The sequence below is a fragment of the Modicisalibacter coralii genome (assembly GCF_004117855.1).
GTDB lineage: Bacteria > Pseudomonadota > Gammaproteobacteria > Pseudomonadales > Halomonadaceae > Modicisalibacter > Modicisalibacter coralii.
Window position 1 is genome coordinate 1 of record NZ_QWBW01000027.1, and the last position, 18,381, is coordinate 18,381.

18 protein-coding genes are annotated in these 18,381 nt (G+C 66.2%); 9 read left to right on the plus strand and 9 right to left on the minus strand.

What is annotated here, in order from left to right; translation table 11 throughout:
• Nucleotides 1–502 precede the first annotated feature (502 nt).
• The 4 genes from D0901_RS14755 (at nt 503) to putP (ending at nt 6,874) form a co-directional block, all read left to right on the plus strand.
• A complete protein-coding gene (locus tag D0901_RS14755) occupies nt 503–874 on the plus strand; it encodes a hypothetical protein (protein ID WP_129141072.1) in 372 nt (123 codons plus the stop codon).
• 83 nt (nt 875–957) lie between these two features.
• Complete coding sequence (locus tag D0901_RS14760; RefSeq protein ID WP_129141073.1) at nt 958–1,782, plus strand: AraC family transcriptional regulator; 825 nt, start codon at nt 958–960, stop codon at nt 1,780–1,782.
• A gap of 239 nt (nt 1,783–2,021) precedes the next feature.
• Nucleotides 2,022–5,213 carry a bifunctional proline dehydrogenase/L-glutamate gamma-semialdehyde dehydrogenase PutA gene (putA, locus tag D0901_RS14765; RefSeq protein ID WP_129141074.1) on the plus strand — a complete coding sequence of 1,064 codons (3,192 nt, stop codon included), beginning with the start codon at nt 2,022–2,024 and terminating at the stop codon, nt 5,211–5,213.
• A gap of 170 nt (nt 5,214–5,383) precedes the next feature.
• On the plus strand, nt 5,384–6,874 hold the full coding sequence (putP, locus tag D0901_RS14770) for a sodium/proline symporter PutP (RefSeq protein WP_129141075.1): 1,491 nt from the start codon (nt 5,384–5,386) through the stop codon (nt 6,872–6,874).
• A gap of 67 nt (nt 6,875–6,941) precedes the next feature.
• On the opposite strand, the gene D0901_RS14775 is transcribed toward putP, so the two are convergent.
• A complete protein-coding gene (locus D0901_RS14775) occupies nt 6,942–7,220 on the minus strand; it encodes a hypothetical protein (RefSeq protein ID WP_129141076.1) in 279 nt (92 codons plus the stop codon).
• A gap of 255 nt (nt 7,221–7,475) precedes the next feature.
• Between D0901_RS14775 and D0901_RS14780 the strand changes: the two genes are divergently transcribed.
• Nucleotides 7,476–8,060, plus strand: a complete 585-nt coding sequence (locus D0901_RS14780; protein WP_129141077.1) for an OmpW/AlkL family protein — start codon at nt 7,476–7,478, stop codon at nt 8,058–8,060.
• Between the two features lie 103 nt (nt 8,061–8,163).
• Here the strand turns inward: D0901_RS14780 and D0901_RS14785 are convergent, their stop codons facing one another.
• A complete protein-coding gene (locus D0901_RS14785) occupies nt 8,164–8,664 on the minus strand; it encodes a gamma-glutamylcyclotransferase family protein (protein ID WP_129141078.1) in 501 nt (166 codons plus the stop codon).
• A 1-nt stretch (nt 8,665) separates the two neighbouring features.
• Nucleotides 8,666–8,992 (minus strand): YqcC family protein, encoded by a 327-nt coding sequence (locus D0901_RS14790; RefSeq protein ID WP_129141079.1) that lies wholly within the window; start codon nt 8,990–8,992, stop codon nt 8,666–8,668.
• A gap of 278 nt (nt 8,993–9,270) precedes the next feature.
• On the opposite strand from D0901_RS14790, the gene D0901_RS14795 reads away from it, so the two are divergent.
• From D0901_RS14795 to D0901_RS14810, 4 genes are all read left to right on the plus strand, one after another.
• Entirely contained in the window at nt 9,271–10,299 is a 1,029-nt protein-coding gene (locus tag D0901_RS14795) for a DUF3549 family protein (protein WP_129141080.1), read from the plus strand.
• A gap of 16 nt (nt 10,300–10,315) precedes the next feature.
• The gene (locus tag D0901_RS14800; protein ID WP_129141081.1) at nt 10,316–10,753 is read left to right on the plus strand and encodes an ATP-dependent zinc protease family protein; all 438 of its coding nucleotides are present in this window, start codon (nt 10,316–10,318) and stop codon (nt 10,751–10,753) included.
• 48 nt (nt 10,754–10,801) lie between these two features.
• Complete coding sequence (rimK, locus tag D0901_RS14805; RefSeq protein ID WP_129141082.1) at nt 10,802–11,710, plus strand: 30S ribosomal protein S6--L-glutamate ligase; 909 nt, start codon at nt 10,802–10,804, stop codon at nt 11,708–11,710.
• A gap of 130 nt (nt 11,711–11,840) precedes the next feature.
• Nucleotides 11,841–12,287: a hypothetical protein gene (locus tag D0901_RS14810; protein ID WP_129141083.1), complete on the plus strand. Its 447-nt coding sequence runs from the start codon at nt 11,841–11,843 to the stop codon at nt 12,285–12,287.
• 37 nt (nt 12,288–12,324) lie between these two features.
• Here the strand turns inward: D0901_RS14810 and D0901_RS14815 are convergent, their stop codons facing one another.
• The 6 genes from D0901_RS14815 to sufC all read right to left on the minus strand — a co-directional run bounded on the left by D0901_RS14815 (nt 12,325) and on the right by sufC (nt 18,332).
• A complete protein-coding gene (locus D0901_RS14815; protein ID WP_233440438.1) occupies nt 12,325–13,530 on the minus strand; it encodes an alginate lyase family protein in 1,206 nt (401 codons plus the stop codon).
• Between the two features lie 75 nt (nt 13,531–13,605).
• Nucleotides 13,606–14,283, minus strand: coding sequence for a SanA/YdcF family protein (locus D0901_RS14820; protein ID WP_129141084.1), 678 nt, complete (start codon nt 14,281–14,283; stop codon nt 13,606–13,608).
• A 94-nt stretch (nt 14,284–14,377) separates the two neighbouring features.
• Nucleotides 14,378–14,941: a putative Fe-S cluster assembly protein SufT gene (gene sufT, locus D0901_RS14825; protein WP_129141130.1), complete on the minus strand. Its 564-nt coding sequence runs from the start codon at nt 14,939–14,941 to the stop codon at nt 14,378–14,380.
• A 19-nt stretch (nt 14,942–14,960) separates the two neighbouring features.
• The gene (locus tag D0901_RS14830) at nt 14,961–16,202 is read right to left on the minus strand and encodes a cysteine desulfurase (RefSeq protein ID WP_129141085.1); all 1,242 of its coding nucleotides are present in this window, start codon (nt 16,200–16,202) and stop codon (nt 14,961–14,963) included.
• Complete coding sequence (gene sufD, locus D0901_RS14835) at nt 16,186–17,583, minus strand: Fe-S cluster assembly protein SufD (RefSeq protein ID WP_233440440.1); 1,398 nt, start codon at nt 17,581–17,583, stop codon at nt 16,186–16,188. Before sufD ends, D0901_RS14830 begins: the two co-directional genes overlap by 17 nt.
• Nucleotides 17,580–18,332, minus strand: coding sequence for a Fe-S cluster assembly ATPase SufC (gene sufC / locus D0901_RS14840; protein ID WP_129141087.1), 753 nt, complete (start codon nt 18,330–18,332; stop codon nt 17,580–17,582). The genes sufD and sufC overlap by 4 nt, the downstream gene beginning before the upstream one ends.
• Between the last annotated feature and the right edge of the window lie 49 nt (nt 18,333–18,381).

Below are 18,381 nucleotides of genomic sequence, written 5' to 3' on the forward strand. Positions count from 1 at the left end.
CTTTCCCGGCCTTTCCCGGCTCCCGGAGTGGGTCAAGAATAAGTCTCCCGACTGTTGATACGAGATACTTGCCGTTGATACTGGTTGCCAAGTGGAATTGGCACCTAGCACCGCAGATGTGATGGCCGGGGAACCCGTACCACTTCCAGCCTTCTTGACTATGCATGTTGCTCATTGCTTTCTCTCCTCGTGGTGTGCTAGCAACAACCCAGCAGCGAGCATCGTGTATGGCGTGATGTATGGTGACGCCACCCTGCCCCTAATGAAGCCCTATATTTCGGGCTTGTTAGGAGCGCGTTGCCCGCTCCAGATTTCCTTTCCTCGCTTCGTGGCCACTCGCCGTTGTTCGTCACTGCCGTGCTGCGCTGGCCCGTCGGGCCGCGGTTGCCCGCCACGCGTTAACGGCCGGCCGTTCTTGCGTTAGGCTCTGGGGGCACCGGCTTCCCCGCGTCTCGACAAGACACGCACAACGCTCGCCCCGGGCAAGGAGTCAGCCGACGACATGGCCCTTTACCTGTTGATCTTTGCCGTCACCCTGGTGGTCCTGGGTGGCAGCATCGCCCTGCTGATGATGGCGCGGACGCCGCGCTATCGTACCGAGCCCCAGCATCTGCTGCGGCTGTTCGACCGGGTACTCGAGGGCAAGGTGTCGGAGTCGGAATGGCACACCGTGGTCGGCTATCCGGTGCGCCACGACGAATACCTCGAGGGCGTGCGACGCAGCGCCCAGCAGATCATGGACGAGCACGGTCGACCCTGGCAGCTCGCCCACGGCGGCTCGCTGCTGTCGCGCACCGGCCGCGAGGAACTGGCCACACTGCGCGATCACCTCGCCTCGCATACCGCCCTCGAAGAAGGCCGACGCGAGTTCTGAAGACCCGCGACGCCTCCCGGGTTCCTCGCCAGTCATCCGTTCACGGCTTACAATGGCCGGGTTCGTCGTCACGAGGCCATGCCATGACCAGCGCCATTCGCCTGACGCCCCTCGACAACACCATCAAGCACCACGATCACGATTTCCATCAGATCGTGATCGGCCTGGATGGTCACGCCGAATTCGAGATCGAGGGTCTCGGCGGGCGCATCGCCGCGCTGTCGGGCTGCATCGTGCCGGCCAATCACGTGCACTACTACGAGGGGATCGGCACCAACCGCCAGCTGATCTTCGATCTACCCGACGACACGCCCGCCCTGTCCGGCATCCACCGCGAGCACGCCCGCCTCTTCGATGCCCCGCGCTTCTTTGCCCTCGATGAACCGCTGCATACCTATCTGAACTTCCTGGTTCAGGAGCTCGCCCAGCCCCAGGCGGCCCAGGGCGATCTGCTGGCGGCCACCTTCCTCGGTTGCCTGCGGGCCCGTCTGCCTCAGGGCTCCGCCAACGCCGCGCCGGGCCGGCGACGCAGCCTCGACCTGGCCGCCCTCGACGACTTCATCCAGCGTAATCTCGAGCGGCGCCTGAGTGTCGCCGATCTCGCCGACCGCGCTTGCCTGAGCGTCGCCCATTTCAGCGAATGCTTTCGCGAACAGGCCGGGGTGACGCCCTACCAGTATCTACTGCGTCATCGCCTGACCGCAGCCCGGCGGCTGCTCGCCGAATCGCGACTACCGCTGAACGAGATCGCCGCCCGGACCGGCTTCGCCAGCCAGAGCGCCCTGTCGCATGCCTTTCGCCGCGTCTATCACCAGTCCCCGGGCGAACTGCGCCGGCGTGGCACGTTACAGGACAGACGTGGACCGGAAGACACGCGGCACCACCTCGCCCATTCAACCAAGGTCTAAGGATCGCCCCCGTTTCCGGCAAAACCCGATTTTTTCACAACGCCACCCGGGAAATTGGCAAGACGCCGTAACTTCTCCCACCCTAAATTCAGGGCATTACCGAGAAAGCTTCTCTCACCCTGGTGTTCGCTGCCCGGGGCTTCCGGCGTGCACAGCCCCCTCATGGACGACGGGCTGACGGTCTTGCCGTCGCCGGGCCCGGCTGCGCCCGAGTCACCCTCTGCTAACGGGGTCTTCACATGCTCGATGCCAAGACCATGCTGGACAAGCGGACCTGGCAACAGGATCCGGATACGCTGCTCACGCATGTGAGCGATCACTACATCGTCGACGAAGACGCCTTCATGGCCGAGCTCGTCGCCTTCCTCCAGGCCGACGAGGAAGATTTCCAACGCATCGCCGACAAGACAGCCGATCTGGTTCGCGAAGTCCGCGAAATGGACACCGCCGTCGACTCCATCGACGAACTGCTCCAGCAGTACAGCCTCGACACCCACGAGGGCTTGATGCTGATGTGTCTGGCCGAGGCCATGTTGCGAATCCCCGACAAGGCCACCGCCGATGCCCTGATCGAGGACAAGCTGGGGCCGGCCGACTGGAAGTCCTATGTCGGGCAGAGCGAGTCCTGGTTCGTCAACGCCTCCACCTGGGGCCTGCTGATGACCGGGCGGGTGATCCAGCTGGACAAGCCCCGCGAGGGCAAGCCGGCCAACTTCATCAACAAGCTGGTCAATCGCATGGGCGAGCCGGTGATCCGCCGCGCCATGGTCGAGGCGATGAAGATCATGGGCCGCCAGTTCGTTCTCGGGCGTACCGTGGACGAGGCGCTCAAGCGTTCCCAGCCGCTGTTCGACAAGGGCTATACCTACTCCTACGACATGCTCGGCGAGGCCGCGCGGACCCGCGAGGACGCCCGGCGCTACTTCGACGATTACGCCAAGGCGATCAAGCGCGTCGGCGAGGTCAGCCAGAAGCTCGACGCCAGGACTCCCGCCCCGTCGATCTCGATCAAGCTCTCGGCGCTGCATCCGCGCTACGAGTTCGGGCGTCGCGAGCAGATTCTCGTCGAACTGGTCGACTCCGTGAAGCAACTGGTGAGCATGGCCCGCGAGCGCGACGTGGCGATCACCATCGATGCCGAGGAGGTCGACCGCCTGGAGCTGTCGCTGGAGGTCTTCCGCGCCGTCTACGAAAGCGAGGCCGCACGCGGCTGGGGTCACTTCGGTCTGGTCGTCCAGGCCTATGCCAAGCGCGCCCTGCCGGTGCTGCAGTACATCAACCGCATCGCCGATCTCCAGGGCGACGAGATTCCGCTGCGGCTGGTCAAGGGCGCCTACTGGGATACCGAGGTCAAGGAGTCCCAGCAACTGGGTATCGACGGCTATCCGGTATACACCCGCAAGGCCAACACCGATGTCGCCTACCTGGTCTGCGCGCACTTCCTGCTTTCGGACAACACGCGGGGACGCATCTTCCCGCAGTTCGCCACCCACAACGCCCACACCATCAGCACCATTCTCGAGCTGGCCAACGAGACCGACCGGGCGTTCGAGTTCCAGCGCCTGCACGGCATGGGCGAGGCCCTCTACGATGCGGCCCTGAAGCGCGCGCCCCAGGGCACCTACTGCCGTATCTACGCGCCGGTGGGTGCCCACAAGGACCTGCTGCCCTACCTGGTACGCCGGCTACTGGAAAACGGCGCCAACTCCTCGTTCGTCCACCAACTGGTGGACCCGCGGGTGCCGGTGGAGTCGCTGTGCGTCCACCCGGTCGACACCCTGCGTCAGTACGAACGCTACGCCAACCCGCGAATTCCGCTGCCCAAGGACATCTATGGCGCCGGGCGGCGCAACTCCCACGGGGTCAACCTCAACATCTGGAGCCATTACCGGCCACTCATGGACGCAATGCATCAATTCATGGACAAGCAATACCATGTCAAGCCGCTGCTGGCCTTCGACGTAGAGACGCTCGACGAGCAGCGTCACGAGGTGCTCAGTCCCTATGATCGCCGCCAGGCGGTGGGCAGCGTGCAGTGGACCACCCGCGAGCAGGCCGAGAAGGCCGTCGCCGCGGCCTGGGCCGCCTTCCCGCGCTGGGAAGCCACCCCGGTCGAGGAGCGCGCGCAGATCCTCGAGCGCTTCGCCGACCTGATGGAGGCCAACCTCGCCGAGTTGATGGCGCTCTGCTCCCGCGAGGGGGGCAAGCTGCTCACCGACGGCGTCGACGAGATTCGCGAGGCGGTGGACTTCTGCCGTTACTACGCCAACCGCGCCCGCGAGATCTTCGCCGAGCCCATGCCGCTGCCCGGACCGACCGGCGAGTCGAACCAGCTGATGATGGGCGGCAAGGGGGTCTTCGCCTGTATCAGCCCCTGGAACTTCCCGGTGGCGATCTTCTGCGGCCAGATGGTCGCCGCGGCGGTGTCCGGCAACAGCGTGCTGGCCAAGCCGGCCGAACAGACCTCGCTGGTCGCCCATCGCGTCGTCGAACTGCTCTATGAGGCCGGCATGCCGCGCGACGTGGTGCAGCTACTGCCCGGCGACGGCCCCACCGTGGGCAGCGTGCTGAGCTCGGATGCGCGCATCACCGGCATCGCCTTCACCGGCGGCACCGACACCGCGCAGATCATCAACCGCTCCCTGGCCGATCGCGAAGGCGCGCCGCTGCCCACGCTGATCGCCGAGACCGGCGGTCTCAACGCGATGATCGTCGACTCCACCGCCCTGCCGGAACAGGTGGTCGCCGACGTGATTCGCTCCTCGTTCCAGAGTGCCGGCCAGCGCTGTTCGGCGCTGCGCGTGCTCTATCTCCAGGACGATGTCGCCGATCGGGTCATCGAGATCCTCAAGGGCGCCATGGCCGAGTTGAGCGTCGGCGATCCACGCGAACTGGGCACCGACGTCGGCCCGGTGATCGACGACGACGCGCGCCGCAGCCTGCTCGAGCACATCGAGCGCCTCAAGGGCGAAAACCGGCTGATCGCCGAGACCGAGCTGGACCCGGCCAAGACCGCGGATGGCACCTTCGTCGCGCCGACGGCCTTCGAGATCGATGGCATCGATGCCCTGGATCGCGAGCAGTTCGGGCCGATCCTGCACATCGTGCGCTACAAGGCCGATGCCATCGACCAGGTGATCGAGACCATCAATGCCAAGCAGTATGGTCTGACATTCGGCGTGCACAGCCGCAACGAATCGTTCGCCAAGGCCATCGCCCAGAAGATTCGGGTGGGCAACGTCTACGTCAACCGTAATATCATCGGTGCCGTGGTCGGCGTTCAGCCCTTCGGTGGTCAGGGACTCTCGGGAACCGGGCCCAAGGCGGGTGGCCCGCATTACCTGCTGCGCTTCGCCACCGAGAAGGCCCTGACCATCAACACCGCCGCGCTGGGCGGCAACGCGTCACTACTCGCGCTGGGAGACGAGTGATACGTCCTCGTCATCAACGATAACAAGCTGCAAGCTGAAGGAAGTCCCTGATGGTTGACAACAATACGGCCATGGGCGCGACAGGCGCCCTCTCCCGCATCGCGCTGGCCGGCATGCGTACCAACAATCCGCCGGCATCGCGCCCGGCCCAATAAACTGGAGACGTTTTCATGGCTATTGGTGTTTGGATCAGCCTGTTCGCGTACTTTGCGCTCATGATCGCCATCGGCGTTTACGCCATGCGCAGAGCCACGTCGTCGTCGGAAGATTACATGCTGGGGGGTCGCGGCCTCAGTCCCAAGGTGGCGGCGCTTTCCGCCGGCGCCTCGGACATGAGTGGCTGGCTGCTCCTGGGCCTGCCCGGTGCCCTGTTCGTCTCCGGCCTGGGCTCGGCCTGGATCGGCATCGGCCTGCTGGTGGGGGCGTTCTTCAACTGGACGCTGGTCGCGCCGCGCCTGCGTGAACAGACGGTGCACTACGGCAATGCGATCACCATCCCGTCGTTCCTGGCCAATCGCTTCCCGACCCGGGCCCTGTCGCTGCGCACGGTCTCGGCCATCGTCATCGTGATCTTCTTCGCGGTCTACACGGCCTCGGGCCTGGTGGCCGGCGGCAAGCTGTTCGAGAGCGCCTTCTCCGGCGTGATCAACATCGGCGGGCTGAGCGACTACGCCACCGGCGTGATCCTCACCCTCGGGGTGGTGCTGGTCTATACCGTGGTCGGCGGCTTCCTGGCGGTGAGCATGACCGACTTCGTGCAGGGCTGCATCATGATGCTGGCGCTGGTGATCATGCCGGCGGTCGTGCTCTTCGGCGAGGGCGGCGGCGGCTTCGCCCAGGCCTCGCAGACCCTCAACGAGACCGATCCCAACCTGCTCTCCTGGACCTCCGGGCTGACCTTCATCGGTTGGCTGTCCGCGGTCGCCTGGGGGCTGGGCTACTTCGGCCAGCCGCACATCATCGTGCGCTTCATGGCCATCCGCTCGCTCAAGGAGGTTCCCACCGCGCGCAACATCGGCATGAGCTGGATGCTGATTTCCCTGATCGGCGCCGTCTCTCTGGGGATCTTCGGCCGCGCCTATGCGATCCGCAACGGCATGGACGTGGAGGACCCGGAAACCATCTTCATCATCCTGGCCAACCTGCTGTTCCACCCGCTGATCACCGGCTTCTTGTACGCCGCCCTGCTGGCCGCGATCATGAGCACCATCTCCAGCCAGCTGCTGGTGTCCTCCTCGTCGCTGACCGAGGACTTCTATCGCCTGTTCCTGCGCAAGGAAGCGAGCGACAAGGAGACCGTCACCGTGGGTCGCCTGAGCGTGGTCGCGGTCGGCGTGGTGGCGGCGATCATCGCGTCCAATCCCGACTCCCAGGTACTCGGTCTGGTCAGTAACGCCTGGGCCGGCTTCGGCGCGGCGTTCGGCCCGCTGATCATCCTGTCGCTGATGTGGCCGCGCACCAACGGCGCCGGGGCGATCGCCGGCATGGTCGTCGGCGCCCTGACCGTCATCGTCTGGATCTCGCTGGGCTGGAACGCCTCGTTCATGGGCGGCCCGGGCGTCTACGAGATCATCCCCGGCTTCATCGCCGCCTTCATCGCCATCATGGTGGTGAGCAGCATCACCGCCGACGCCGGCGAATATCAGCACATCCATCGCTGATCCCCGCGCGCGACGTCTTCAGCGTCGCGCCGTGGCAGGCCGAAGGGCTCCCGCGGGAGCCCTTTTTTCATAGTCGTAACAAGAGCATGACGGCGAAGAGGCCCATCAGGATCCAGCACCCCGGGGCGCCCAGCCAGCGTCGCAGCAATCCCGGCCTGACGGTCAGCCCCGCGCCATAGGCAAATCCCGCGCCCAGCGCCCAGATGCCCAACAGCCACAGGGGCAATCGCCAGGGCAGGGTCAGGCCGCTGATGATCTCGGGGCGCAGCAACAGCGCCAGCGCCATCAGCGATGCCCAGCCCAGCGCCAGCAACTTCGCGCCTTGTCGGTAGTCGGCCCGCAGCATGCTCGTTCTCCTCGCGTCGATTGCCTTCCAGTTAAGCCGCTAGACCGCCACCCTGCCACGTCCGGGCTCGTCGTCGAACGCCGCCATCGCCTCGCCAATGTCTCTCGGTGTCGGGATACAAAATTTTACGTGACATAATCGAACAGCGTTTCCTATAATCCACTCACCGATTAGGAAACACTGTTTCCTATATGAGCGAAGGCAACATATCAAGAACACCGGACGTTACCCCTACCTGACTCAAGGAGAATTCCCATGACCAAGCTCAAACTGCTTTCCGCGTCTCTGATCGCTGGCGGCCTGCTCGTCGCTTCACAGGCGACCCTGGCCTATGAAGCCGGCGACATCCTGATTCGCGGCGGCTATGCCGAGAATCATTCCGACGGTGACAACGACGGCATCGACATCAACGACGACCGCGCCTTCACCGGCAGCGTCGGCTACATGGTTCACGACAAGATCGGCGTGACCCTGGGCAGCAGCGACAAGTTCGATCAGAGCCTGTCCGGCGACGGCGTCGATGCCGACTACAGCAGCCGTCCGATCGACCTGATGGTCGAGTACTACCCGCTGGGCGGCCTGGACTCGCGCATTCAGCCCTATGCCGGCGTGGGTGCCAACTACACCCGTTTCTCCGACGAGAGCAACGGCCTGTCCATCGACAACACCTGGGCGCCCAAGGGCGAGGTCGGTGTCGATCTGGTGGTCACCAAGAACCTGTCGTTCAACGGCTTTGCGTCCTACGCCGATGTCGATCCCGACTACAGCTACGCCGGCAACAGCGGCGAACTCGATACCGATCCGGTCATGGTCGGCGGTGGTGTGACACTCAGCTTCTGAGCGCCATCCGACGATCGCGGCAACCACGACGCCGGGGCACCTGCCCCGGCGTTTTGCGTTGTATCGCACTCGCCGGGGCGAACGGTCGGCCAACCGCCGCCGCTCAGCGGGGGCTGAAGCGCGACAGCCCCAGGACCGTCAGGGTGGCATCGCCCAGCCCCTCGACGGCGTCGACCTCGGCAAGGCGGGCATGATAGGCCTCGGAGAGGAAGGGCTTGCCGGCCAGCAGATGATCGAGATACTCCCGCGCCGGACGCAACGCGACCCGGGTACGTTCCGGAAGGGCGATATACACCCAGGCCTCGATCGGCCCCTCCGCGGTCTGCACGATGCGCGACTGGCGCTGGTAGTCGCGGGGGACGCCCTCGAACGGATCCATGAGTTCGATCTGGGCGGGCTCCATCAGCTCGAAAAGTGCCCCCTCGACCCGGCAACCGGGCTGATAGGCCACGTTGGCATGCGCGATGCCGGGAATCCGCGAGACCTTGTCGAAGCGCAGCGCATAATCCTCGAGCACGCCGGGCAGGGCCCGCCGGGTCTCGCCGATCCGGGCATCGACCCGGGCCACGTTCATGTTGCTGCCATAGGCGAAGTAGTAGGCCATGTCAGGCCTCCGTGACGATTCGGTCGACCTCGGCGACGGCCGCCACCACCACCGCACGGGTGCTGGTCCGTGACGCCTGCAGATAGGCCTCGGCGGCCGGCGCGACCTGGCAGGTCGCCGGCAGCGTGGCACGGGCGTCGATCAGCGCCTGAAGACGCGGAATGAAGACGTAGCGCAGCCACTGGGGCAGTTCCATGCGGTCGACGCAGAAGGGCTCGCGGCTGTCGAAGGCCTCGGGTTCCGGACGCGCGGTATTCCACAGATCGACGCTGCGCAGGGTCGACTCGAGATTCTCGAGGGCCTGCTCGAGTTCGTGATGGGCAGTCATGGTCTTTCCTTTGCGTGTCTCTGGTCTACGCCCCATTATCCGAACTCACGGCGGTGCTGGCCAGACGGGCGAGCGCGGACAGCCGATGACGCCGAGCCCCGGGAGAATTCACAGAATCCCTGAAAGACCCTGTGGATAAGCGTGGGAAAAGCCGCGCCTGCGCCCGAAACATGCCGGCCGGCGGCCAGCGATCAAGGATTGACCACCCCTCGGTCCGACAAGGCTGGAAAGCCGACCGACGACGCGCTACAGTGCGCGCCGCCAGATACGAGGACGCCATGCAGCCGATACTCACGCTTTGCGACTTCTTCACGCGCAGCGGTGCGCGCAGCCGGTTCTATACCCTGGGCCGCCGTGTCGCCCCCTGTGACGCCGAGACCCTCGCCGCCTTCGAGGCCGGCGAACGGGCCTGGCCGGCACCCTGGCTAGGCCGCGCGCAGTTGGCCTGTGTCTTCCAGTGGCGACCGGAGAGCGACCCGCTGGTGTGGTTTCTTTCGCTGCCGCTCGACGAACAGGGCCATCTCGATCCTGCCCCCCGCGATGCCTTCCTGCAACGTCTTCTGGAAACGCTGGGCCGCACCGCGGGGCAGCTCGAGGACGGCGACAAGGCGCCCATCGACAATCTCATGCAGGACAATCCGCTGGCGTTCACCCCCGAGCTGACCCAGCGTGCCCTGCTCCACGCCCGGGCCAATGCCGATTTCGAGTGCCCCGCCAGCGAGCACATCGAGCCGGTCGAAGCCTTCTTGACCGGCCAGACGCCGGACGCAGCCTGGCAGGCCCTGGGCCTGCAGGGTATCGCCGACTTCTGCGTGCGCCACGACAGCGACCAGGCAAGCGCTCTTGCCGCGCGCCTGGCGAGCCTGCCGGTCGACGTGCTGCGCCCCCTGTGCCAGTGTCTGGAACACGTCGCCCCGGCGCCGGCGCTGGTCGATGCCCTGATCGCGCGGGGCGAGGCAGCGGCCCGGGCGGGCGATCTGGAAACCTTCTGCGCCTGCGTGCGCGCCGTCGGGCACGGCGCCGGCGAGCGTGTCGGCCCCTGGTACGACGCGCTGCTGCAGGATCCCGCGGCCTGCGGGCCGGACCTGCTGGCGGCGATCGCCGCCCGCGGCTGGGCCCAGCTCGAGGACGAGCGACGCCTGCCGCTGTTCCTCGACGCCCTGGCTCGCCAGTCCGGCGAAGGCTTCGTCAGCGTGGTACGGGACCTGGCATTGGTGCCTCGCCTGCGGTTACCGTTGTTGATGACGCTGCGTCAGGCGCCGCCGGACTCCGCGGTCGGCCGACGCCTGAGCCCACTCCATCGTTGACGCGAGCGTACGCCCGATGAAAGCACTGCCCTATCATGCCAAAGCGGTAATCGGTCGCCGCGAGATGGTCACCCTGCCGGCGCTCGGCCTGACACTGTGCTGCAAGGCCGACAGCGGGGCCCGCACGTCCTCGCTGCATGCCGAAGAGATCGAGACCTACGAGGAGGACGGCCACATGTGGGTCAGCTTCGTGACCCGCGGCAGCGGTCCCGACAGCCCGCCGCACCCGGTGCGTCTGCACCTCCACGACCGGCGTCGGGTGACCAGCTCCAACGGCCAGGCCGAGTGGCGCTACGTGATCCGTACCCCCATGCAACTCGGCGATCTCGAATATCCGGTGGAATTGACCCTGGCCGACCGGCGCGACATGCGCCACCCTATGTTGCTGGGGCGGCGCGCCATGCGCCGGCTACTGGTCGCCCCTGGCGCCGCCTTCCTGCACGGCGAACCCTGATCTCTGCGCCTCGCGCGCTCCCCCTTCTCTCCCGCTCCGGAGACCGCAATGCATCTCGCCCTGCTCTCGCGCAATCGCAACCTGTACTCCACTCGCCGGCTGATCGAGGCGGCACAGAATCGCGGCCATACCGTGCGCGTGATCGACACGCTGCGCTGTTACATGAACATCGCCTCGCACCGCCCGTCGATTCACTACAAGGGCGCCGAACTCGAGCGCTTCGACGCGGTGATCCCGCGCATCGGCGCCTCGGTGACCTTCTACGGCTGTGCCGTGTTGCGCCAGTTCGAGATGATGAGCACCTACGTGCTCAACGATTCCGTGGCGATCACCCGCTCGCGGGACAAGTTGCGCTCGCTGCAGTTGCTGTCGCGCAAGGGACTGGGCCTGCCGATCACCGGCTTCGCGCATTCCCCGGACGACATCCCCGATCTGATCACCATGGTCAAGGGCGCGCCGCTGGTCATCAAGCTGCTCGAAGGGACCCAGGGCATCGGCGTGGTGCTCGCCGAGACCAACCAGGCGGCGGAAAGCGTGATCCAGGCCTTCATGGGCATGAAGGCCAACATCATGGTCCAGGAGTACATCAAGGAAGCCAAGGGCGCCGACATCCGCTGCCTGGTGATCGGCGACAAGGTGGTGGCCTCGATGAAGCGTCAGGCGGCGGAGGGCGAATTCCGGTCCAACCTCCACCGCGGCGGCAGCGCCAGCGTGATCCGCATCACCCCCGAAGAGCGCTCGACGGCGATTCGTGCCGCCAAGGCGATGGGCCTGCGCGTGGCGGGCGTCGACCTGCTGCGCTCCAACCACGGCCCGGTGATCATGGAGGTCAACTCGTCGCCAGGCCTGCAGGGCATCGAGACGGCCACCGGCCGCGATATCGCCGGGCTGGTCATCGAGCACCTGGAAAAGCACGCCGTGACACCGCGCAAGGCGCCACCCAAGCCCAAGGGTTAAGTCTGCTCGCCCCCTGCCGATAATCGGGGCTATCACCCCGACTTTGGAAACACACAATTTCTTCGCGGCAGGGGTAGCAAAACAGTGTTTCGGGCCGCACAATCTGCGTCACCGGAGGAGGTGACCGCTCATGTTTCTCGATAATCGCCAAGTGGCGATGGACAACGTACTGGAAGCGCTGGCCGACAGCCTGGATTACTTCCAGGACAATCTCGAACGCCTGCGCCCGACGCTGCGCGAAGCCCTCGAGTCCCACTACGACGAACGCAGCGAGGCGATGCGCGAGCTCCAGACGCTGGCCAAGCGGCACCTCAACCTCCTGCCCCGCGACGCCGACGTCGAGCGCGACGACTACCTCTGGCTGTGGAGCCGCCTGAAGAGCTTCGTCGGCGACGACAGCCAGGTGCTGGTCGGCGAACTCCTCGAGCAGGAGCGCGTGGTCATGCAGTCGCTGTCGACCCTCTATACCCACCCGCTGCCCGACGAGATCGAGCCGGTTATCGAGCGCTGCTGGAAAGGGTGCCGAGCGCTGATCCGCGAACTCTACAAGCTGCAGAAGCCCAAGGCGCGGCGCTGACATCCCGAGGGCCGCTCGACGCGGCCACCCGGCCCGATCAGCCCCCGGACGGCAAGCCGTGCAGCAGCCGTTCTATCGCCTCCGGCGTCTCGGCGAGCAACCGCCCGGCCTCGCGGGCAAACAGCGGGTCCTCGTAAGCGTGCGCCGCGGCGAGTAGATTGCCCAGCGCTTCGCTGCCGTCGAACGTTCCGATGCCGTCGTAAGGCCAGGCCCGGGGATCCGTCGCGTAACCGGCAACGAACCGAAATCCCGCCTGCAGGCTCCGCCCATGGCTCTGGTAATGCCAGAGGTCTTCACCGAGGCCGTCGGCGTAGCGTGCCAGCTTAGCATAGGCTTGCAGATTGAAATTGCTGTAGTGCCAGGGACGCGTACGCGCCAGTTCCTCGGGCTGCTTCCCCGCCGGCGTGAATTGCGTCACGATCCGTTCACGGGTCTTGTCCAACTGCTCCCTGGCGACCCCGGGCTGATGGGTGAACAGCGCGAAGGCCACGACCTGAGCGTCGTACCAGGTGCCGTGATTGTTCGTCGCCCGCCCCTCTTCGATACCGTGGTCACTGGTCAGCAACCAATTCAGGAACGCCCGGTACCAGTCCTGCACCGCCCGGTATTCCTCGGGGGCCAACACCCCGGCCGGGCGAATCAGCTCTATGCTGTCGGCGACCGCAATCAGCACGCGGCTGTCGATGATGCCGATGTCGCGGCCGGCGACGCGACCGGGAATCGCCTGGGCGTAGCGCATGTTGGGGTTCATGCGGGTATCGTCGGCGACGAACCAGTGCACCAGCTGGCGCGCCGCCTTTTTCGCGTAGGCGATCTCGCCCGTGAAATGGTAGGCCAGCCCCAGGGCCTCGACGTCGCTGGCGAAATCGAGCATCCGCTGCTTGTCGGTAGCACCGGACTTGGTGGCCATGTTGTACTCGCCGTCCCGATGCACATAGGGCAAGCCATCCGGCGTGTCCGGGTTGGGCCACCAGTAAGGGGCGAAGCTGAAATAATCGTGCGGGTCGCCGCTGGCAGGCAACTGCGTCTTGTCGGTCACGGAATACAGCGGCGCATCCAGCGCGTCGTCGGCCGCGTCGGTCAGTGCGCGCAGCGCGGCCACGGCCGATGCTTGCCGATCGACGATCGCCGCCTGACTGGCGGCCAGCGCGTCCGGCGGGTAAGTGATGAAACGGGGCTCACCGGCCCGGGCCGTCAGGCTCGCCAGCAGCCCACCCAGCGCCATGATGAAAAGAACTCGCATGCCGGGATCCTTCCCGAGTGAATGACAGGAACGCTTGCGGTTCCCGTGTTGGCAGAGAGTGACGCCGTCAGCGTGTCACCCCTGAGGAGCGATGTGCAATGGTTCGCGGGGCCCCAGGAAATAGGGCTCGCGCTGCCAGAGGTACAGGTCGCCGAGCATCGCCACGCGGGCCAGCCACTCGCGCGCCCGCAGCCGCCACTCGCCCTCCACCGGCCCCGAGGGTGCCGCGCATCCGTAGGCTTCGATGCCCATTGCCCGGGCGATGTAGAGCGCCCGGGGAAGATGCCAGCCCTGGGTGATCAGCAAGGCCCGGTGGACGCCGAAGATCTCGCGGGCCCGCACCACGGTATCGAAGGTGCTGAACCCGGCGTAATCGAGGGTCATGTCGGCATCGCGCACGTTGTCCTCGCGCAGGTCGCGCCACATGGTGACCGGTTCGTTGTAATAGCGGGTGCGATTGTCGCCGGAAAGCAGCAGATGCTGGACGCGGTGCATGCGCAACAGACGCGCCGCGGCATTGAGGCGTGCCATGTAGTGCGGGTTGCGGCCGCCGCCACGTGCCCAGTAGGAGGTGCCGAAGACGATGCCCACCGGTGCCGCGCGGCACAGCAGCAGATCGTCTTCGATGACCCCGCGGGTGCGGGCCAGCACCCACAGATTGGCCGCCAGCACCACGCCGGCGGCCGTCAGCAGCAGGGCGCCGCCCAGCAGCGACACTCGTTTCAGCCAGCCCATCGCACGCCTCGGCGCCATCGTCTCTCCGGCCTCAAGGGATCATCAGCGCTCGAATCGTAACCGGGGCGCACGCCTCCCTCAAGCGACCGGATCGCCCGGAAGAGCGCTCCGTTCAGAACAACCCCAGTTCGAGCCTGGCCTCCTCGGTCATCATCTCGCGGCTCCAGGGCGGGTCGAAGACGATGTCGATGTGCACCCGGGAGATCTGCGCCGCGCCGAGGATCTTGCGGCGGGCATCCTCGGCGATCACGTCCCCCATGCCGCAGCCCGGCGCGGTCAGGGTCATGCGCACGGTGACCACGCGCTCGCCACTCAGCAGGTGCTCGATACGACAGCCGTAGACCAGTCCCAGATCGACGATGTTGACCGGGATCTCGGGATCGTAGCAGGTGCGCAACTGCTCCCAGACGAAGCGCTCTAGCGTCTCGTCGTCGGCGTCCGCGGGCAGGGTCGGCCGTGGCAACGCCTCGAGCCCCAGGGCGTCGAGGTCGCTGCCCTCGATCAGATACAAGCGCCCTTCGAAGGACACACTGACGGTGCTGCCCTTGGCCTGCATCACCGAGACGACCGAATCCTCGACGAGGGTGACGGTCTTGCCGAAGGGAATCGAGATTGCGTCCACGTCTCGTTGCAGGGGCATTTCCTGCCCCTTGTGGAGACTTTCCAGTTGATCCATCTGCGCGTCTGCCATGCCCCTAGCGTACCATTCCGATGACGCGCGTGAGCGCAGCGACGAAGATATCGATCTCCTCCGGCGTGTTGTAGGCGGCGAAGGAGGCCCGGCAGGTCGCCTCGACGCCGAAGTGATGCAGCAGCGGCTGGGCACAGTGATTGCCGGTGCGGATCGCCACGCCGAGCTGATCGATCAGCAAGGCGATATCCTGCGCATGGGCACCGTCGACGACGAAGGACACCACCCCGGCCTTCTGCGGCGCGGTCCCCAGAATATGCAGGCCATCGATGCGGCCCAGCTCCCGATGAGCATGTGCCAGCAGGCCGTGTTCCCAGTCGCGGATCAGCGCGATGCCGATCTCGTCGACCCACTCGAGGGCACGCCCGAGTGCGATCACGTCGGCCACCGACGGCGTACCGGCCTCGAACTTGTGGGGGACGTCGGCGAACGTCGAGCCTTCCTCGAAGGAAACCGTGCGAATCATCTCGCCGCCGCCCTGCCAGGGGGGCATGGCCTCGAGCAGATGCGCCTTGCCGTAGAGTGCCCCGGCGCCGGTCGGGCCATAGACCTTGTGCCCCGAAAAGGCGTAGAAGTCGGCATCGATGGCGACCACGTCGACCGGCTCGTGAGGCGCGGCCTGGGCACCGTCGACGAGGATCAGTGCGCCCTGCTCGTGGGCGATGCGCGCCATCTCGGCGACCGGGTTGATGGTGCCGAAGGCATTGGACACGTGGTTGACGGCGACCAGGCGGGTGCGTTCGCCGACCAGGTCGCGATAGGCCGCCATGTCCAGGGCCCCGCGCTCGTCGACCGGGATCACCCGGATGGTGAAGCCGCGCTCCTTGGCCAGCAACTGCCAGGGCACGATGTTCGAGTGGTGCTCGAGACGCGAGATCAGCACCTCATCGCCGGGCCCCAGGTTGTGCCGGCCCCAGCTATGAACCACCAGGTTGATCGCCTCGGTGGTGCCGCGGGTGAAGACGATCTCGCGCGCCTGACCGGCCCCCAGAAACCGGCGCACGGTCTCGCGCGTGGCCTCGTAGGCCGCCGTCGCCTCGTCCGCCAGGGTGTGCAGGCCGCGGTGAATGTTGGCGTTGTAGTGACGGTAGTAATGATCGAGCGTCTCGAGCACCTGACGCGGCGTCTGGCTGGTCGCCGCGTTGTCCAGATACACCAGCGGCTTGCCGTGGACCTCGCGCTCGAGGATCGGAAAGTCGCGGCGTATCGCCGCCACGTCGAGGGTCAGGTCAGTCGTTGCGGTCATCGGCGACACCCCCTTGTGACGCGCCCTCCTCGAGCAGGCCCGTCTCGACCAGGCTCCCCAGGTTGAAGCGCTCGGGCAGCTTGCCGGCCACGGCCAGTTCGACCCGTTCGGCGATGGCGTCCAGTCCGACCTTGTCCATCACCTCGCCGGCGAAGGCCAGGGTCAGCAGCCCGCGTGCGGTCTGTTCGTCGATGCCCCGCGAGCGCAGCGCGAACACCGCGTCCTCGTCGAGCTGGCCGGTGGTGGTGCCGTGGGCGCACTTGACGTCGTCGGCGTAGATCTCGAGTTCCGGCTTGGCATCGATCTCGGCGCGATCGGAAAGCAGCAGGTTGGCGTTGCTCTGGTTGCCCTCGATCTGCTGGCTGTCGCGCTTGACCACCACCTTGCCGTTGAACACGCCGCGGGCGCGGTCGCCGAGGATGCCCTTGTAGTTCTCGTCGGAGAAGGTGCGCGGCGCGTTGTGGTTGACCAGGGTGTGGTTGTCGACGTGCTGCCGGCCCTGGGCGAAGAACAGCCCGTAGTACTGCGCCTCGGCGCCTTCGGCATTGAGCTCGGCGACCAGATCGTGACGCACCAGGGCGCCACCCAGGTCGACGTTGAAGGAGACGAAACGGCTGTCCCTGTCCTGCTCGACCTGCAGGCTCTGCACCAGCGCATCGCCCAGCGGCGCTTCCTGCAGGTTGTAGTGGGTGAGGATCGCCCCGCGCTCGAGGAAGACCTCGGCCACCACGTTGGTGAAGTTGGCGGCATCGCGCTCGCCGACGAAGTGCTCGAGCACCGTTGCCTGGCTGCGAGCGCCGGCCTGGATCAGCACCCGGGGGTGGCTCATCACGGCCTGCTCGTTGGCCCGCGAGAGAAACTGCACGACGATCGGCGGCTCGACCACGGTGCCCGGCGCCAGACGGATCACCGCGCCTTCCTCGGCGAAGGCCATGTTGAGCGCGGCGAACGCCGAGAACTCCACGCCGGTCAGGCGTCCCAGCACGGCGCCGACCGCCTCGTGATTGTCGGCGAGCGCCTGGGTCAGCGGCTCGACACTCGCGCCGTCCGGCAGGTCGGCGAGATCGGACAGCTCCGGCGAGAACACGCCGTCGACGAAGGTCAGGCGGATCGCCTCGATCGGCAGGGTCAGCGCGGCGGCCTGGGCCGGCGAGAAGTCGGCGTCGTCGGTCAGCGCGAACTCGCCGTCACGGATGCGGCGAACATCGGTGTACTTCCACTGCTCGACCCGCTTGGAGGGAAAGCCGATTGCCTCGAAACGCGCCGCCGCGGCCTGGCGCCGCGCGGCGATCCAGGTCGGCTCGGCGCCGCGCACCGCATCCCGGGCCTTCAGGCGTTCCAGAAAGCGCTGTTCTGCACTCGGTTGAATGTCTTCGCTCACGCCGCGGACTCCTCCTGTACCCATTCATACCCCCGTGACTCGAGTTCGATGGCCAGGTCCTTGTCACCGGACTTGACGATGCGCCCATCGAGCAGCACGTGAACCTTGTCGGGCACGATGTAGTCGAGCAGTCGCTGATAGTGGGTGACCATCAGCACTGCCCGCTCCTCGCTGCGCAGCGAATTGACACCGTCGGCGACGATCTTCATGGCATCGATGTCGAGGCCGGAGTCGATCTCGTCGAGCATCGCCAGCCTGGGCTCGAGGACCAGCATCTGCAGGATCTCGTTGCGCTTCTTCTCGCCGCCGGAGAAACCCTCGTTGACGGCACGCTGCAAAAAGCTCGGGTCCATCTTCATGAACGCCAGCTTTTCCTTGACCAGCTTCATGAACTCAGGCGCCGGGATCTCGCCCTCGCCGCGCGCCTCGCGGCTGGCGTTGAGCGCCGCCTTGAGCAGATAGATGTTCTTGACGCCGGGGATCTCCACCGGGTACTGGAAGCCCAGCAGCAGCCCCGCCCGGGCGCGCTCCTCGATCTCCATCTCCAGCACGTCCTCGCCCTCGAAGGTGATCGAGCCCGCGGTGACCTCGTAGCCCTCCTTGCCTGCGATCACCGCCGACAGGGTCGACTTACCCGCCCCGTTGGGCCCCATGATCGCGTGGACCTCGCCGGCGTTGACCGTCAGGTCCAGGCCCTTGAGGATTTCCTTGCCTTCCACCGTGACGTGCAGATCTTTGACTTCGAGCATGTGTTGCCACCTTCAATCTGGATTCGAGAGCGCTACCACGCCCTGCGAA

Excerpts from the sequence above, each read along its gene's own strand:
- D0901_RS14810 (WP_129141083.1), top strand. The coding sequence starts at position 11,841 with ATGTTTCTCGATAATCGCCAAGTGGCGATGGACAACGTACTGGAAGCG.
- D0901_RS14800 (WP_129141081.1), top strand. The coding sequence starts at position 10,316 with ATGAAAGCACTGCCCTATCATGCCAAAGCGGTAATCGGTCGCCGCGAG.
- D0901_RS14760 (WP_129141073.1), top strand. The coding sequence starts at position 958 with ATGACCAGCGCCATTCGCCTGACGCCCCTCGACAACACCATCAAGCAC.
- D0901_RS14830 (WP_129141085.1), bottom strand. The coding sequence starts at position 16,202 with ATGACCGCAACGACTGACCTGACCCTCGACGTGGCGGCGATACGCCGC.
- D0901_RS14775 (WP_129141076.1), bottom strand. The coding sequence starts at position 7,220 with ATGCTGCGGGCCGACTACCGACAAGGCGCGAAGTTGCTGGCGCTGGGC.
- putP (WP_129141075.1), top strand. The coding sequence starts at position 5,384 with ATGGCTATTGGTGTTTGGATCAGCCTGTTCGCGTACTTTGCGCTCATG.
- D0901_RS14755 (WP_129141072.1), top strand. The coding sequence starts at position 503 with ATGGCCCTTTACCTGTTGATCTTTGCCGTCACCCTGGTGGTCCTGGGT.
- D0901_RS14795 (WP_129141080.1), top strand. The coding sequence starts at position 9,271 with ATGCAGCCGATACTCACGCTTTGCGACTTCTTCACGCGCAGCGGTGCG.
- putA (WP_129141074.1), top strand. The coding sequence starts at position 2,022 with ATGCTCGATGCCAAGACCATGCTGGACAAGCGGACCTGGCAACAGGAT.
- D0901_RS14820 (WP_129141084.1), bottom strand. The coding sequence starts at position 14,283 with ATGGCGCCGAGGCGTGCGATGGGCTGGCTGAAACGAGTGTCGCTGCTG.
- D0901_RS14815 (WP_233440438.1), bottom strand. The coding sequence starts at position 13,530 with ATGCGAGTTCTTTTCATCATGGCGCTGGGTGGGCTGCTGGCGAGCCTG.
- D0901_RS14780 (WP_129141077.1), top strand. The coding sequence starts at position 7,476 with ATGACCAAGCTCAAACTGCTTTCCGCGTCTCTGATCGCTGGCGGCCTG.
- rimK (WP_129141082.1), top strand. The coding sequence starts at position 10,802 with ATGCATCTCGCCCTGCTCTCGCGCAATCGCAACCTGTACTCCACTCGC.
- sufC (WP_129141087.1), bottom strand. The coding sequence starts at position 18,332 with ATGCTCGAAGTCAAAGATCTGCACGTCACGGTGGAAGGCAAGGAAATC.
- D0901_RS14785 (WP_129141078.1), bottom strand. The coding sequence starts at position 8,664 with ATGGCCTACTACTTCGCCTATGGCAGCAACATGAACGTGGCCCGGGTC.
- D0901_RS14790 (WP_129141079.1), bottom strand. The coding sequence starts at position 8,992 with ATGACTGCCCATCACGAACTCGAGCAGGCCCTCGAGAATCTCGAGTCG.
- sufT (WP_129141130.1), bottom strand. The coding sequence starts at position 14,941 with ATGGATCAACTGGAAAGTCTCCACAAGGGGCAGGAAATGCCCCTGCAA.